At 77.6% G+C, this 14,613-nt stretch carries 14 protein-coding genes; 6 read left to right on the top strand and 8 right to left on the bottom strand.

Translation table 11 applies throughout. From position 1 onward, the window contains the following. Positions 1-149: 149 nt before the first annotated feature. Together ACI79P_RS09400 and ACI79P_RS09405 are read right to left on the bottom strand one after the other, a co-directional pair. Positions 150-995 (bottom strand): 5-oxoprolinase subunit C family protein, encoded by an 846-nt coding sequence (locus ACI79P_RS09400; protein ID WP_456580776.1) that lies wholly within the window; start codon positions 993-995, stop codon positions 150-152. After that, entirely contained in the window at positions 996-1,625 is a 630-nt protein-coding gene (locus ACI79P_RS09405) for a 5-oxoprolinase subunit B family protein (protein WP_456580777.1), read from the bottom strand. 83 nt (positions 1,626-1,708) lie between these two features. Here ACI79P_RS09405 and ACI79P_RS09410 point away from each other — a divergent pair, with 83 nt between their 5' ends. Beyond that, positions 1,709-2,437: an ANTAR domain-containing protein gene (locus ACI79P_RS09410; RefSeq protein WP_456580778.1), complete on the top strand. Its 729-nt coding sequence runs from the start codon at positions 1,709-1,711 to the stop codon at positions 2,435-2,437. A 4-nt stretch (positions 2,438-2,441) separates the two neighbouring features. Here ACI79P_RS09410 and ACI79P_RS09415 read toward each other — a convergent pair whose 3' ends face one another. Continuing rightward, entirely contained in the window at positions 2,442-3,218 is a 777-nt protein-coding gene (locus ACI79P_RS09415) for a LamB/YcsF family protein (RefSeq protein WP_456580779.1), read from the bottom strand. Between the two features lie 52 nt (positions 3,219-3,270). Here ACI79P_RS09415 and ACI79P_RS09420 point away from each other — a divergent pair, with 52 nt between their 5' ends. From ACI79P_RS09420 to ACI79P_RS09430, 3 genes are all read left to right on the top strand, one after another. Then, positions 3,271-4,389, top strand: a complete 1,119-nt coding sequence (locus ACI79P_RS09420; protein ID WP_456580780.1) for a spore photoproduct lyase family protein — start codon at positions 3,271-3,273, stop codon at positions 4,387-4,389. Positions 4,390-4,524: 135 nt separating this feature from the next. After that, the gene (locus ACI79P_RS09425) at positions 4,525-6,186 is read left to right on the top strand and encodes a SpoIIE family protein phosphatase (protein WP_456580781.1); all 1,662 of its coding nucleotides are present in this window, start codon (positions 4,525-4,527) and stop codon (positions 6,184-6,186) included. 37 nt (positions 6,187-6,223) lie between these two features. After that, complete coding sequence (locus ACI79P_RS09430) at positions 6,224-7,726, top strand: phytoene desaturase family protein (RefSeq protein ID WP_456580782.1); 1,503 nt, start codon at positions 6,224-6,226, stop codon at positions 7,724-7,726. Between the two features lie 10 nt (positions 7,727-7,736). Here the strand turns inward: ACI79P_RS09430 and ACI79P_RS09435 are convergent, their stop codons facing one another. Together ACI79P_RS09435 and ACI79P_RS09440 are read right to left on the bottom strand one after the other, a co-directional pair. After that, positions 7,737-8,591 carry a methyltransferase domain-containing protein gene (locus tag ACI79P_RS09435; protein WP_456580849.1) on the bottom strand — a complete coding sequence of 285 codons (855 nt, stop codon included), beginning with the start codon at positions 8,589-8,591 and terminating at the stop codon, positions 7,737-7,739. A 190-nt stretch (positions 8,592-8,781) separates the two neighbouring features. Further along, on the bottom strand, positions 8,782-10,245 hold the full coding sequence (locus ACI79P_RS09440) for a hypothetical protein (RefSeq protein ID WP_456580783.1): 1,464 nt from the start codon (positions 10,243-10,245) through the stop codon (positions 8,782-8,784). A gap of 202 nt (positions 10,246-10,447) precedes the next feature. Here ACI79P_RS09440 and ACI79P_RS09445 point away from each other — a divergent pair, with 202 nt between their 5' ends. After that, complete coding sequence (locus tag ACI79P_RS09445) at positions 10,448-11,128, top strand: class I SAM-dependent methyltransferase (RefSeq protein WP_456580784.1); 681 nt, start codon at positions 10,448-10,450, stop codon at positions 11,126-11,128. Positions 11,129-11,228: 100 nt separating this feature from the next. Here ACI79P_RS09445 and ACI79P_RS09450 read toward each other — a convergent pair whose 3' ends face one another. Continuing rightward, positions 11,229-11,396: a DUF3117 domain-containing protein gene (locus tag ACI79P_RS09450; RefSeq protein WP_012947303.1), complete on the bottom strand. Its 168-nt coding sequence runs from the start codon at positions 11,394-11,396 to the stop codon at positions 11,229-11,231. Between the two features lie 117 nt (positions 11,397-11,513). Next, a complete protein-coding gene (locus tag ACI79P_RS09455; RefSeq protein WP_456580785.1) occupies positions 11,514-12,080 on the bottom strand; it encodes a DNA-3-methyladenine glycosylase I in 567 nt (188 codons plus the stop codon). Positions 12,081-12,156: 76 nt separating this feature from the next. On the opposite strand from ACI79P_RS09455, the gene ACI79P_RS09460 reads away from it, so the two are divergent. Further along, the gene (locus ACI79P_RS09460) at positions 12,157-13,221 is read left to right on the top strand and encodes an NAD-dependent epimerase/dehydratase family protein (protein ID WP_456580786.1); all 1,065 of its coding nucleotides are present in this window, start codon (positions 12,157-12,159) and stop codon (positions 13,219-13,221) included. Between the two features lie 10 nt (positions 13,222-13,231). Here ACI79P_RS09460 and ACI79P_RS09465 read toward each other — a convergent pair whose 3' ends face one another. Then, positions 13,232-14,599, bottom strand: a complete 1,368-nt coding sequence (locus ACI79P_RS09465) for a hypothetical protein (RefSeq protein WP_456580787.1) — start codon at positions 14,597-14,599, stop codon at positions 13,232-13,234. Positions 14,600-14,613 lie beyond the last annotated feature (14 nt).

The following is a 14,613-nucleotide window of genomic DNA, read 5'->3' on the forward strand; positions in this document are numbered from 1 at the left end:
CGGACGACACCGCGACCACGAGTCGTCCCCCGCCTGCGACGAGCCCTACCCGCCCCAGCTCGGGGAAGCCTCCGGCCCCCCGCTCGCCGTGACCCGCTCCGCGGAGTTGCTGTGAGCGTTCCTCGGGGAACCCTCCGGGCCCCCGCTCGTCACGCTCGGAAGCGCACGACGTCACCGGGCCGCAGCTGCGCGGCCACCGGCAGGTCCGCGGTGACGACGACGGCGAGCACCGGGTAGCCACCGGTGACCGGGTGGTCGACCAGGAACAGCACGGGCGAGCCGTCCGGCGGCACCTGGAGGGCGCCGGGCACCAGCCCCTCGCTGGCGAGCTCGCCGTCGCGGGCGCGCGCCAGCCGGGGGCCGGCCAGCCGCAGGCCGACCCGGTCGCTGTCGGCGCCGACCCGCCAGGAGCTCGCGAGCAGGGCCGGCCACGCGGCGTCGTCGAACCAGTCGCGCCGCGGGCCGGGCAGCACCCGCAGCACCGGCCGCTCCGGCGGTGCGCCCACGGGGGCGACGTCCACGACCGGCTCCTCGCCCGCCAGCCCGCCGACCGGCAGCCGTGTGCCCGCGGCGAGGACGGCGGGGCCCAGGCCGGACAGCGTGTCCGTGCTGCGCGACCCCAGCACGGGCGGGACGTCGATGCCGCCCCGCACCGCGAGGTAGCTGCGCAGGCCGGCGCGCGGGGTGCCCAGCCCCAGCACGGTGCCGGGCCGCAGGGTCGTGGGCGCCGCGAACGGTGCGGGCCGCCCGTCGACGACGACCGGTACCGGCGCCCCCGTCACCGCCACCAGCACGGTGCGCTCGGCGCGCACCCGCAGCCCGCCGGCCGTGACCTCCAGCACCGCGGCCGCGGGGTCGTTGCCCACCAGCCGGTTGGCCAGCGCCGCCGCCGCCCGGTCCGCGGAGCCCGAGCGCGGCACCCCGATGGAGGCCCAGCCGGTGCGGCCGGCGTCCTGCACCGTCGTGAATGGGCCGGGCGTGAGCACGGTGAGCACTCAGCCCACCGCCTCGAAGCGGACGGCCGTGCCCGGGGCGAGCAGCGCCGGTGGGTCCCGGTCGACGTCGAAGAGCACCGCATCGGTGCGCCCGACCAGCTGCCACCCACCGGGCGAGGCCCGCGGGTACACGCCCGCGTACGGACCGGCCAGCGCCACCGATCCCGCCGGCACCCGGGTGCGCGGGGTGGTCCGGCGCGGCACGTGCAGCTCCGCCGGCAGCCCGGTCAGGTACCCGAAGCCGGGGGCGAACCCGCCGAAGGCCACGGTGAGCGCGGCCCCGGTCAGCGCGGCGACGACGTCCTCCTCCGGGTGGCCGGTGAGCCGGGCGACCTCGGCGAGGTCCGGCCCGTCGAACACCACCGGCAGCACCACGGGGGCGCGGGCCGGCCCGCCCTCCGGGGCGGCGGGTACCAGGCCCCGCAGGGCCACCACGTCGAGGTCGGTCACCGGCCGGTCCAGCAGCACGAGCACGGTGCGCGCGGCGGGCACCAGGTCCACCTGCCCGGCCAGCGGGGCGGCGACCAGCGCAGCGTGCAGCCCCGGCACGTCGGCGGGGTCCGCGGCCTCGACGAGCACCGCGCGGTCGCCGTGGGCCACCGCCCGCGCGACCCGCCCGCCACCGCCCACCGGGCCATGATCGGGCACCGCCTCCCTGCCGGCGAGGCCCGGTTCCGGGATGTGCCCCGCGCCACGCGGGCGGACAATCGGGCGTGACCATCGGGAGCCGGTTCGACGCGGCCCTGGCGCGGCAGTCCGATCCCGGGCTGGCCGGGCCGGAGGGGCTGCCGCTGCGGCTCAGCCGCGCGTGCGCCGAGCTGCTCCACGTCGACGGTGCCGGCCTGAGCGTGGTCGACGGCACCGGTCGCCGGCTCCCCCTGGGCGCCAGCGGCCCCGAGGCCTCGAACGCCGAACGCCTGCAGTTCACCGCCGGCGAGGGACCGTGCGCGACGGCCGACAGCACCGGCCAGCCGGTGCTCGCCGTGGAGGAGGAGCTCCGGCGCCGCTGGCCGGTCTTCGCCGACCTCCTGCTCGGCAGCACGCCGTTCCGCGCCGTCGTCGCCCTGCCCCTGGGCCCCGGCCCCGCCGGGGCGGGGGCGCTCGACCTCTACTTCACGCGGTCGGCCGGCGTGGTGGAGCTCGACGTCTTCGAGGCCGTGGCGGTGGGCGAGCTGGTGACCTCGGCGCTCAGCGACGCCGCGGTGTGGTCGACCTGGACCCCGGCGGAAGGGCCGGAGTGGCTGCACGGCCCGGCGCCGCGGCAGCGGGCGGCGGTGTGGGAGGCGGTGGGCAAGCTGAGCATGACCCACGACGTCGACCCGGCCGAGGCGCTGGCCGTGCTCCGCGCCGACGCCTACGCCTCCGGTCGGTCGGTCGACGAGATCGCCGCCGCGCTCCTCTCCGGCCGCCGGCCGATGGAGGAGCTGCGCCCGCGCGAGTGACCGTTCAGCCCGCGAACGGCCCCACGGCGAGCCCGGCCGCCTCCAGCGCCGCCCGCACCGAGCGCGCGAGGTCCACCGCTCCCGGGGTGTCCCCGTGCACGCACACCGAGCCCACCTCCACCCGCACCAGGCTGCCGTCGACCGCGACGACGGCGCCCTCGGCGGCCATCCGCACCGCCCGCTCGGCCACCGCCTCCGGGTCGTGCACCAGCGCGCCCGCCGACCCTCGGGGCACGAGGGTGCCCTCGGGGGTGTAGCCCCGGTCGGCGAAGCCCTCCGCCACCGTCGGTAGCCCGGCGGCCGCCGCGCTGCCGAGCAGCACCGAGCCGGGGAGGCCCAGCACGGGCAGCCCCGGGTCGTAGGCCGCGACCGCCTCGACGACGGCGCCCGCCTGCGCCGCGTGGTGCACCACGGCGTTGTAGAGGGCCCCGTGCGGCTTGACGTAGGAGACCCGGCCGCCGCACGCCCGGGCCACGCCGTCCAGCGCGGCGAGCTGGTACAGGACGTCGGCGGCGAGCTCACCCGGCGCCACGTCGACGAAGCGCCGGCCGAACCCGGCGAGGTCCCGGTAGGACACCTGCGCCCCGATCGCGACCCCGGCGGCGACGGCGGCGGTGCACACGCGGCGCATCGTGACGGGGTCCCCGGCGTGGAAGCCGCAGGCGACGTTGGCGCTGCTGACGACCTCCAGCAGCGCGTCGTCGTCGCCCAGGCGCCAGACGCCGAACCCCTCGCCCAGGTCGGCGTTGAGGTCGATGCGAGGGGCGCCGGGTGCGGTCACGCGCGCAGTCTCGCACCGGAATGGGGACCGCCCCGCCGGCGCTGCACCCCGTATGGGAGCCGCCGAGCCGCTCACGCTCTTCGACGTCGAGCCGCCGCCGGCACCGATGCCGCCGAACCACCTGCTGCAGGTCCGCCGCGTCTACGCCGAGCCGGCCGCGCTGGACTCCCCCCGCGGCCGGCAGGTGCTGGGCCGCTTCCCCGGTGCGGAGGTCGTCGAGGTGCCCTCGCACTGGCAGATCCCCGACCTGCACGGCAACGCCGGCAACGTCGACCGCTGGGTCCGGGTCAAGACCGAGACGCTGGTGCTCGGCGTCCGCAAGGGCCTGGTCACCCGGCCCAACGGCCGCTCGGCGAACTTCATCGCCCCCGGCACCGCCAACGGCTGCGCGATGGCCTGCGCCTACTGCTACGTGCCCCGGCGCAAGGGCTTCGCCAACCCCATCACCGTCTTCACCAACATCGACCAGATCACGGGGCACCTGCGCCGGCACGTGGCCCGGCAGGGGCCCAAGGCCGAGCCCGACCAGTGCGACCCGGAGAGCTGGGTCTACGACATCGGTGAGAACAGCGACTGCTCGGTCGACGCGCTGGTCAGCGACAACGTCGCCGACCTGGTGGCCACCTTCCGCGACCTGCCGACGGCGAAGGCCTCCTTCGCCACCAAGTACGTCAACCGGCAGCTGCTCGACCTCGACCCGCGCGGGCGCACGCGGGTCCGCTTCTCCGTCATGCCCGAGGACGACGCGCGGGTGCTCGACGTGCGCACCAGCCGGGTGGCCGACCGCATCGCGGCCGTCGACGACTTCGTCACGGCCGGGTACGAGGTGCACCTCAACCTCTCGCCGGTCGTGCTCCGCGCGGGCTGGGAGGAGGCGTGGGGATCCCTGCTCGAGCGCCTGGACGACGAGCTCGGGGCCGCAGCGAAGGCGCAGGCCGCCGCCGAGGTCATCCTGCTCACCCACAACGAGGCCCTGCACGAGGTGAACCTCGGCTGGCACCCCACCGCGGAGCAGCTGCTGTGGCGGCCCGACCTGCAGGAGCCGAAGCGCAGCCAGAACGGGCAGGACAACGTGCGCTACCGCGCGGCGGTCAAGCGGGCGGCCGTGGCCCGGCTGCGCGAGCTGGTCGCCCGGCGCGCGCCGTGGCTGGCCATCCGGTATGCCTTCTGACGGCGACATGTCGCCGTGTCGACATGGTCACATGTCGACGATCCGTGGCGGCGCACTCACCATGTGTGTGAAAAGCTCTCGACCGTGGCGGAGCGTGGAGGACCCGTCGTGGGTCGTCGTGCTCGAGGAGGAACCATGCCCGGGACAGCCCCGATGCTGCCTGCGGACGCCCTCCTGGCCGCCCTGCCGGACACGGTGATCGTCGCCGACGGCGAAGGACGCATCGCGTACGTGAGCCCGTCGGTCAGCAGCCTGCTGGGGCACGAGCCGGCGGCGGTCACCGGCCGCCCGCTGCAGGTGCTCATGCCCGATCGACTGCGCCACGGCCACGCCGAGGGCTTCTCCCGGTACCGGGCGACGGGCGAGGGAAAGCTCGTCGGGGCCACCACGCGGGTGCCTGCCCTGCACGCGGCCGGGCACGAGGTGCCGGTCGACCTGACGCTGTCCCGACTGACGACGGCCGCGGGTCACGCGGCGGACGCCTTCGTGGTCGCCGTCCTCCGGGACGCCAGCACCACCATCCTGCTGGAGCGGCAGTTCGAGGTCAGCCGCTACCTGGCGGCGACGCTGCGGGTGACGGCGGCGCTGACCGAGGCCCCGGACGCCGACGTCGCGTTCGAGCAGCTGCTGCCGACCCTGTGCACCGAGCTGGACTGGGACGCCGCGCTCTTGTGGGAGGCCGACGTCGAGCACGGGCGGCTGGTCCACGCGGGCACCTGGGCCGCCCCCGGGGCCGCCGTCCCGGCGCTGGCGGCCGACGCGCCCGGCCGGGTCTTCCGGCGCGGCGAGGGCCTGCCCGGGAAGGCCTGGCAGCAGCGGGTCCCGGTGGTCGCCGAGGACCTCGCCACCGACGCCCGCGTGGTCCGCCGGGACGTCGTCCGCGCCGACGGGCTCAGCACCGGCGTCGCCTTCCCGGTGCTCCGCGGCGACACGCTGCTCGCCGTCTGCGAGCTCTTCTCGGCGCAGTCCCGCCCCGTGCCGCCGGAGCTGCTGGAGGTGCTCGGCCACGCGGGCCGGCAGATCGGCCAGTTCCTCGCCCGGCTGCGCGCCGAGTCGGTGGTGCGCGAGCTGGCCGACACCCTGCAGCGCAGCCTCCTCCCCTCACACCTGCCGGCCATCCCGGGCGTGGAGCTGGCGGCCACCTACCGGGCCGGTGGCGAAGCGGCGCTCGTCGGCGGCGACACCTACGACGTCATGCCCCTGCCCGACGGCCGGTGGATGGTCCTCATCGCCGACGTCTGCGGGACGGGCGCGGAGGCCGCCGCGGTCACCGCCATCACCCGGCACACCGCCCGGGCGGCCGCGGCGTCCGGCACCGCCGCCGGGATCCTCGGTGCGGTCGACGCCGCGCTGCTGCACGAGCAGGGCAGCGGGCCGCTGCGGTTCGTCACCGCCTGCTGCCTGCTCCTGGCGCCCTCGGCCGACGGCCACCGGGCCTCGATCAGCGTGGCCGGCCACCCGCTCCCCGTGCTGCGCCGTCCCGACGGCACCGCCTCCTTCGTGGGCACCCCCGGTCGCCCCCTGGGCATCGACGCGGAGGCGGTCCACGCCGAGGAGATCGTCGACCTCCCGCCGGGCGCGACGCTCGTCCTGTACACCGACGGCGTGACCGAGGCGCGCGACGACCGGGGCGTGCAGTACGGCGAGGAGGCCCTGCTGCGGGTGGTGGCCGGCGCGCCCACCGGTGCGGCGCGGGAGACGGTCGCCGCGGTCTCCGACGCGGTGGAGCGGCAGCTGCTCGGCTCCCGGCACGAGCACGACGACCTCGCCGTCCTGGCGCTCTCCGTCCCACGCTGACCCGGGCCGGCGCCGCCGCGCTGGCTACGGTGGGCCCGTGGCGCGGGTGGTGGTCGTGGGAGCCGGGCTCGGCGGCCTGTCCGCCGCGGCGCGGCTGGCGGCGCTCGGCCACGCGGTCACCCTCGCGGAGCAGGCGGACCACGTCGGGGGGAAGCTCGGCTGGTACGCCCGCGACGGGCACGCCTTCGACACCGGGCCGAGCCTGGTCACCCTGCCGCGGGTGTACCGAGACCTGTTCGCCGCGACCGGTGGCCGGCTCGAGGACGCCGTCGACCTGGTCCGGCTGGACCCCGCGGTCGGCTACCGGTTCGGCGACGGGACCCGGCTGACGCTGCCGGGCCGCGCGGACGCCGTGCCGGCCGCGCTCGACGACACGCTGGGCGCCGGCACCGGCGCCCAGTGGGCCGCGCTCATGGAGCGGGCGGCCGCGATGTGGCGGATCAGCGAGGAGCCGTTCCTGCGCACCCCGCTGGCCGGCGCGACGACGCTGGCGCGGCTGGCCCGGCGTCCGGCGGACGTCGCGGCGATCGCGCCGTGGCAGTCGCTGCGCGGTCTCGGCCGTCGGCACCTGCGCCACCCGCACCTGCGCACCCTGCTGGACCGCTACGCCACGTACTCCGGCTCGGACCCGCGCCGCGCGCCCGCGGTGCTGGCGACCGTGCCGTACGCCGAGCAGGCCTTCGGCTCCTGGTACGTGCGCGGCGGGCTGCACCGGCTCGGGCTCGCGGTGCTGGACCGGGCGGTCGGGCACGGCGCGGTGCTGCGCACCGGCTGCGCGGTCCGCCGGGTCCTCGTCGACGGCGACCGGGTCGGCGGTGTGGAGCTGGCCGACGGCGAGCGGCTGCCGGCCGACGTCGTCGTCTCGGGGGTCGACGCCGCCGCCCTGCACGCCGACCTGCTCGCGCCGGACCCGCGTACCCGGCGCGTCCGCCGGGACCTGGGCCGGGCGACGCCGTCGCTGTCGGGGTTCGTGCTGCTCCTGGCGCTGCGCGGCCGCACCCCGGGGCTGCACCACCACACCGTGCTCTTCCCGTCCGACTACGACCCGGAGTTCGACGCCGTCTTCGGCACCGGCCGCCACGCGGGCCTCCCGTGCCCGGTGCCCGACCCCACCGTCTACGTCAGCGCGCCCGACGACCCCGCTCTGGTTCCCGACGGCGACAGCGAGTCGTGGTTCGTCCTGGTCAACGCGCCGCGGCACGACCCGGGGCACGGCGTGGACTGGGACGCCCCGGGGCTGGCCGAGGGGTACGCCGACCACGTGCTCGGCGTCCTCGCCCGGCGGGGGCTGGACGTCCGCGACCGGCTGCGCTGGCGCGTGGTCCGCACGCCGGCCGACCTGGCACGTGCCACCGGCAGCGTCGGCGGGTCCATCTACGGCAGCTCCAGCAACGGCTCGCGCGCGGCGTTCCTGCGCCCGGGCAACGCCTCCCGCGTCCCCGGGCTGTTCCTGGTCGGCGGGTCGGCCCATCCCGGCGGCGGGCTGCCGCTGGTCGGGCTCTCCGCCGAGATCGTCGCCGGGCTGGTCGGCCCGGCCTGAGACCCGGCGGTCAGGACGGCCGGACCGCCGCCACGGCGAGGACCGGAGCGCCCGGCGCGATCCGCCTCGGCTCCTGCGGTCGCAGGCCGGCCGCGCGCAGACCGCCCACGAGGTCCTCGGCCGTGGGCAGCGACATGGCCCCTTCCTGCGCCCGCAGCAGCAGGTCGAAGTGCCGGCTGAACAGCTGCGGCATCGCCACCGTCGTGACCACCAGCAGCGTGCCCTCCGGGGAGAGCCGCCCGGCCACGTCGGTGAACAGGGCGACGCGCTCCTCCACCGGCAGGTAGTAGACGACGTTCGCCAGCAGCGCGAGGTCGAACGGGCCGTCGTCGGCCAGCCCCCGGACGTCGGCCGGCACGATCGTGGCCCGCCCACCGAGACCGCGCTGCTCGAGCGTGCGCCGGGCGAGCGCCGCCGCACCGGCGTCGGCGTCGACCCCGATGCCCTCGGCCCCGGGCGCCGCGGCCAGCATCGTGGCCAGCTGGAGCCCCGCGCCGCAGCCGACGTCGAGCACCCGCCGCGGCCCGACCGCGGCCACCACCTCCCGCAGGAGGTCGTCGACGAACGGCTCGAAGGCGGCCGAGATCCGCGCGATGACGGTCCCCTGCTCGGCGACGTCCCTCCGCGGGGGCCCGCCGGCCAGGAGCCTCCCGAGGTCGCGGTAGACGTCGGTGTGGAACCCGGCGAACGCCTCGTACGAGGCGCGCACGAGGTCGTCACCCACCACGGCCCGGCCGGCGGCCGTCAGCGACCAGCGGCCGGCGTCCTGCCGCAGGAGCCCGGCTGCCGCCAGCACCTCCAGGAAGGCGCCCAGCAGCGCCTCGTCGGCCACCCCGAGCCGGCGGGCGAGGTCGGGGGCCGCCACCGCCCCGTCCCCGACCGCGTCGAGGACCCCGGTGGTCAGCCCGGCCGCCCCGAGGTTCAGCCGGATGGCGGCCTGGCCGTCCCGCGTGGCGCGCAGGCGGGCGCGGGCGTTGCCCGTCCGCAGGATCGTCAGCAGGGTCCGTGCACCGAACAGCCGGGTCATCTCGCTCCCATCAACCAGGGCCGGGGGGTCAGCCGCGGGCGGCGCCGTAGCCGAGCAGGGCGGCCAGCCCGAGCGCGCTGCGCGGCTGGTAGGCCGCCCGCCACAGCCCGCCGTGCGCCGCCTCGTGCGCCTCGTCCTGCCACGGGTGCTCCTGCGCCGGGCCGCCGCCGGTGTGCAGGTCGTGCACCAGCAGCGCGGCCATGAGCACGTTGGAGGTGGCCGGCTCGAAGATCTCCACCCCGAACCGGTGGGCGCCGGCGTAGGCCGCGGCCAGGGCCCGGTTCTTCAGCACCGAGCGGGTCCGCGTGGGCGGGGCGACGTTCATCGACACGGTGGCGCCCGCCGCGCGGGCGGTGGTCGCCCGCCAGCGCTGCAGCCGCTTGGCCAGCGCGTAGTTGGGGCCCTGCTGGGCGACCAGGCTGTCGGCGATGCCGGGGTCGGTGCCGGGCACGTAGGCACGCTGCAGCAGGCGGCCACCCGAGACCGTCCGCAGCGGGCGGCCCAGCAGCTTGGCCGTGCGGGAGCGCCGCGCATAGGCCTCCACCGACTGCGCGACCGCGTCGGCGGGGACGGCGAAGACGTCGGTCGGCGTGGCGAGGAACGCCAGCGCGAGCTCCGGCCGCTCGGCCGCCAGGCGCACGGTCAGCGCGTCCACCGCCGCGGAGACCCGCACGTTCGTGGCGCCGTCGGCGTAGACGTAGTTGCCCAGCACCGCCTGCCCGGGCAGCCCGGCGGCCCAGTCGGCGACCGCCGGGACCTCGGCGATCAGATCGGCGCCCGCCCGCGCCGGATCGGGCTCGTCGCCCGGCTCCGGCGTCGGCACCAGCAGGGTGCCGGCGCCCGCGCGGGCGATGTCGAGCACCCGCTCCCACAGCGGCGCGCGGGGCAGGTCCACACCGGCGACGCGGGCCCCCCAGCGCAGCAGCGCCGTGAGCGGACCCATCTCGGCGCCGGCGCCCAGCACCACCACGGTGCGGTCGGGCAGCGCGAGCCACTCGGGGTGCGCCGCGACGGTCCGCACCGCGTCGGCGCACGACGGCTCCACGACCCCCGCCGCGACCCAGTCGTCCAGCCGGCGCTGCAGCGCGTCACCCCGCAGCCGCCCGCCGCGGAACGGCAGCGACAGCTCACGCTCGGGCTCGGCGGTGCCGGTCACCTGCACCGTGCGCAGCACGCGGGCGGCGGGTGCGGCGGCGAGCGCCGCCAGCTCGGTCTCCCCCTCGGGGCCGGCCACCCGCATGCGCGCGTGCAGGGAGGTCAGCCCGGCCCCGGCGATGGCCCGTGCCGCGTCCGGCGAGGGCAGCCCGGCCTCGACCAGCCGGCGGAAGTGGGTCAGGTAGCCCGCCCGCCAGTTGGTCTCCCGCTCGGCCGCGAGGGCGCCGGCGGCGTCGGCGGGGCGTAGCGCGTCCGCGACGACGGCCCGGCCGAGGGCCGCCGTGCTCCGCCGCCCGTCGGCCCCTGCGGGGAACACGACCCCCCGGTCCTCGCTCATGCGCCCTCCTCCACCCGCCCAGCTTCTCGCGGCACCCCCCGCGAGGCCAGCGCAGCACCCCGGAGACGCAGGTCAGCGGCGTCACTGGATTGAGCACGTCCGATTCTGGCTATGGGCAGGAGCACGCCCGCCTCCCGACGTCCCGCGACCTCGGTGCGGCGGCCGGTCACCGTCCGCCGCGCACCGGGAGAGCGAGAGCCCCATGCCCTCTGCAGCCACCGACTTCTACGCGGCGGCCCTGCAGTCCGCCGGAACCGCGGACGCACCCGCGCCGGTGCCCTGGTCGGTGCGGGACGCCGACGGCCGCACGTACTCGCTCGCCGGTGCGCTCGACCGGTGGACCGGCGAGGCCGACGACGTCGATCGCCGCTTCCTCGCCCGGGCCCGGGGCACCGTCCTCGACGTCGGCTGCGGGCCCGGCCGGCTGGCCGCCGAGCTCGCCCGCCGCGGCGTGCACGCGGTGGGGCTGGACATCTCGCCGACGGCGCTGCGGCTGGCCCGGAGCTCGGGCGCCACGGTCATCCGGCGGTCGGTCTTCGAGCCGGTCGACGCCGAGGGGCTGTGGGGCACGACGCTGCTGGCCGACGGGAACATCGGCATCGGTGGGAACCCGACCGCGCTGCTGCGCCGCTGCCGGGCCATCGTCGCCCCGGGCGGCCTGGTGCTGGTCGAGACGGAGGGCCCCGGGGCGGGCCAGCGGACGACGCGGCTGCGGCTGGAGCGGGCCGGCGAGGTGAGCTCCTGGTTCGACTGGGCGCACGTGGGCTGCGACGCCGTCGAGCGGATCGCGACGGCGGCGGGCCTCCGCCTCGTGGAGTCCTGGGAGGACGGCGGGCGCTGGTTCGCCGCCCTGCGCCGCAGCCCGGTGCCCGGCGCCGCCTGAGCACGGAGAACGACCCGGCCCCGGACGACGGCGAGCTGCCGTCGGCCGGGGCCGGGTCGTGTCCTGCGCGGAGCCGCCGCCTGGCGGGACCGCGCCGAGATCAGCTGGTGGCGCCCTTCAGCGCCTCCGAGAGCGCGGCCGCCTCGTCGGGCGACAGCTCGACGACCAGACGCCCGCCGCCTTCCAGCGGTACCCGCATGACCAGGCCGCGCCCTTCCTTGGTGACCTCGAGGGGACCTTCACCCGTGCGCGGCTTCATGGCCGCCATGCGTGCCTCCTTCGCCAGCCGCACGTCTGCCTCTGCTGACAGGCGCGCGGTGTCCGATGCTGTGAGCTCCGTGGTCAATGATCCCGTATGAGGGCCGTCCGTCCAACACGAGGCCCGTCAGGGTGACGGCGCGTCGCGCTCCGGGGGTGCCGCCCGGAAGCAGCCGGCGACGTGGTCGTCCACCATCCCGGTCGCCTGCATGAGCGCATAGGCGGTCGTCGGGCCGACGAAGACGAAGCCGCGCCGCTTGAGCTCCTTGGCCATGGCGACCGACTGGGGGCTGGTCGCCGGCACCTCGTCGAGGGTCTGCGGGCGGGTGCGCGGGCCCTCCGGCGCGAACGACCAGAGCAGCTCCGAGAGCCCCTCGGGGAGCTGCCCGGCCACCCGCGCGTTGGCGACCGCCGCGTCGATCTTGGCCCGGTTGCGGACGATGCCCGCGTCCGCCATGAGTCGTGCCCGGTCCTCCTCCGTGAAGGCGGCCACGGCGTCGATCCGGAAGCCGGCGAAGGCGGCCCGGAACGCCGGCCGCTTCCGCAGGATCGTGATCCAGGAGAGCCCCGACTGGAAGGCCTCCAGGCACAGCCGCTCGAACAGGGCGTCGTCGCCGCGCAGCGGGACGCCCCACTCCTCGTCGTGGTAGGTGACGTACTCGGGGGCGCTCGTGGCCCAGGCGCAGCGTTGCACGCGGAGACGCTAGCGCCGGCCACCGACGTTCCCGCCGGGCGGCGGGGCCCGGCCGGCCCCAGTAGCGTCCCCGCTCGTGCACGTCCTCGTCACCGGCGGTGCCGGCTTCATCGGCTCGGCCGTCGCCGCGTCCCTCCTCGACGCCGGCCACCAGGTGCGCGTGCTGGACGCCCTGCTGCCCGCCGTCCACCCCGACTACCCCGACGGCCCCCCGCTCCCGGAGGGGGCGGACCTGGTGGTCGGCGACGTCCGCGACGCGACGGCGGTCGACGGCGCGCTGGACGGCGTCGACGCGGTGTGCCACCAGGCGGCGATGGTGGGCCTGGGTGTCGACGTGCAGGACATGCCGCTCTACGCGGGCATCAACGACCTGGGCACCGCGGTGCTGCTGGCCGCGATGGCCCGGGCCGGCATCGGCCGGCTCGTGCTGGCCGGCTCGATGGTCGTCTACGGCGAGGGCCGGTACTCCTGCCCGGAGCACGGGCCGGTCCCGGCGGCGCCCCGCCGGCGCGCGGACCTCGACGCCGGCCGCTTCGAGCCGCCGTGCCCCCGCTGCGGGCGGCAGCTCGGCTGGGACCTGGTCACCGAGGACGACGCGCCCGACCCGCGCACCACCTACGCGGCCACCAAGCTCGCCCAGGAGCACCTCGCGGCCGCCTGGGCCGGCTCCACCGGCGGCAGCGTCGTCGCGCTGCGGTACCACAACGTGTACGGCCCCCGGATGCCGCGGGACACCCCCTACGCCGGCGTCGCGTCCATCTTCCGCAGCGCGCTGGAGTCCGGCCGCGCCCCCGCGGTGTTCGAGGACGGCGGCCAGCAGCGCGACTTCGTGCACGTGTCGGACGTGGCGACGGCGAACCTCCGGGCGCTGGAGCACCCGCCCGCGGAGTCCACGCTGCGCGCCTACAACGTGGCGTCGGGGCGGCCGCACACCGTGGGCGACATGGCCCGGGCCCTGGCCGACGCCATGGGCGGCCCGGAGCCGGAGGTGACCGGCGGGTACCGGCTCGGGGACGTGCGGCACGTGGTGGCGAGCCCGGCCCGGGCCGAGGCCGAGCTGGGGTTCCGCGCGCGGGTGGACTTCCTCGACGGCATGCGCGAGTTCGCCACCGCGGAGCTGCGCCCGGCCCCGCGCGGCTGAGCCGGCCGGTTCACCACTCGGTGCGCAGGGCCACCTCCGCCACCAGCGCGGTGACCGCGCTCAGCACCAGCCAGACCCGCGCCTGCCGCGGCGGCAGGAACGCCGCGGCGAGCGGCAGCCACACCGTGAAGGGGAGCCAGATCCGCTCGGTCTCCCCCCGGACCAGCCCGGTCAGGTCGCTCACCAGCATCGCGGCCAGCACCGCCAGCGGCAGCAGCGCGAGCGCCGACCGGCGCAGGCAGGCCAGCCCGGCCACCGCCGCGGGGCCCGCCGCCACCGCGGCCGCCGCCAGGTTGCCGACCAGGAAGAACGCCAGCGGGCGGTCGGCGTAGGACGGGCCGGAGCGCACCCGCGCGGCGGTGAGGGACAGCCCCTCGAACCAGTCGTAGCCGGGGACGGCGAACAGCGCGAAGACCAGGACCACCCCACCGGCCGCGACGGCGAGCACCCGCGCGACGCCCGCCCAGCCGAGCCGGGGTCGCTGCACCACCACGACAGCGAGGGCGAGCAGGCCCAGCGACGCCAGCCCGAAGGAGAGGTGCAGGGCCAGCCCGAGCAGCAGCCCACCGGCCAGGGCACGGGCGGCTGCTCCCCCACCCCGCCCCCGCGCCGCCGCGGTGGCCAGCAGGGCGACGCCCCAGGCCATCACCCCGGCGAACAGCGCGTCGGCGCTGGTGGCCACCCACACCGCCGTCGGCGCCAGCACCAGGAACGGCGCCACCGCCCGGGCCGCCGGCTCGTCGGCGACCGCGCGCACGGTCACCAGCACGGCCGGCACCGCGAGGGCGCCGGCCGCGATGCACATCGCCGCCGCCCAGCCCAGACCGCCGAGCCCGGCCCGGTCCAGCAGCACGAAGGCCAGCAGCGCGCCGGGCGGGTGCCCCGACACGTGCGTCGTCCAGGGGTCGGCGGAGTCGGCCAGCACCGAGTCGTTGAAGGTGCGCAGGAACTCCCCCAGCCCACCCACCCGGCCGACGTCGTACGGGTACTCGTACGGGCTGCCCAGCGGCTCGGTCAGCCGGCCCCACCCGCTCGCCAGGGCGAGGGCGACCGCCCACCCCGCCGTCGCCGCGGCCGCGCCGGCGAGCAGCACCGGCCACCGCGCGCGCCGCGCCGCGGCCGGCCCCCACAGCACGAGGGCCAGCCCCACCGCGGCGGGCAGGAGGACCCGTGGGGACACCAGCGGGTCCCAGGGGCCCCGGATGACGTAGCCGCCGATGAGGTGCAGGTCGACGCCGTCGCGGGTCAGCGCCCGGCCGGCCAGCGCCGTGCCCGCGACCAGGAGAACGGCGAGCAGCAGGCCCACCCAGGGCCGCCACCAGCGGACGCCCGCGACCGGGGCCGTCGCCCGCGGTGCCTCCGTGGTCGCCTCGGTCATCAGCCGGACAGTAG

Source organism: Blastococcus sp. SYSU DS0510, assembly GCF_054050835.1.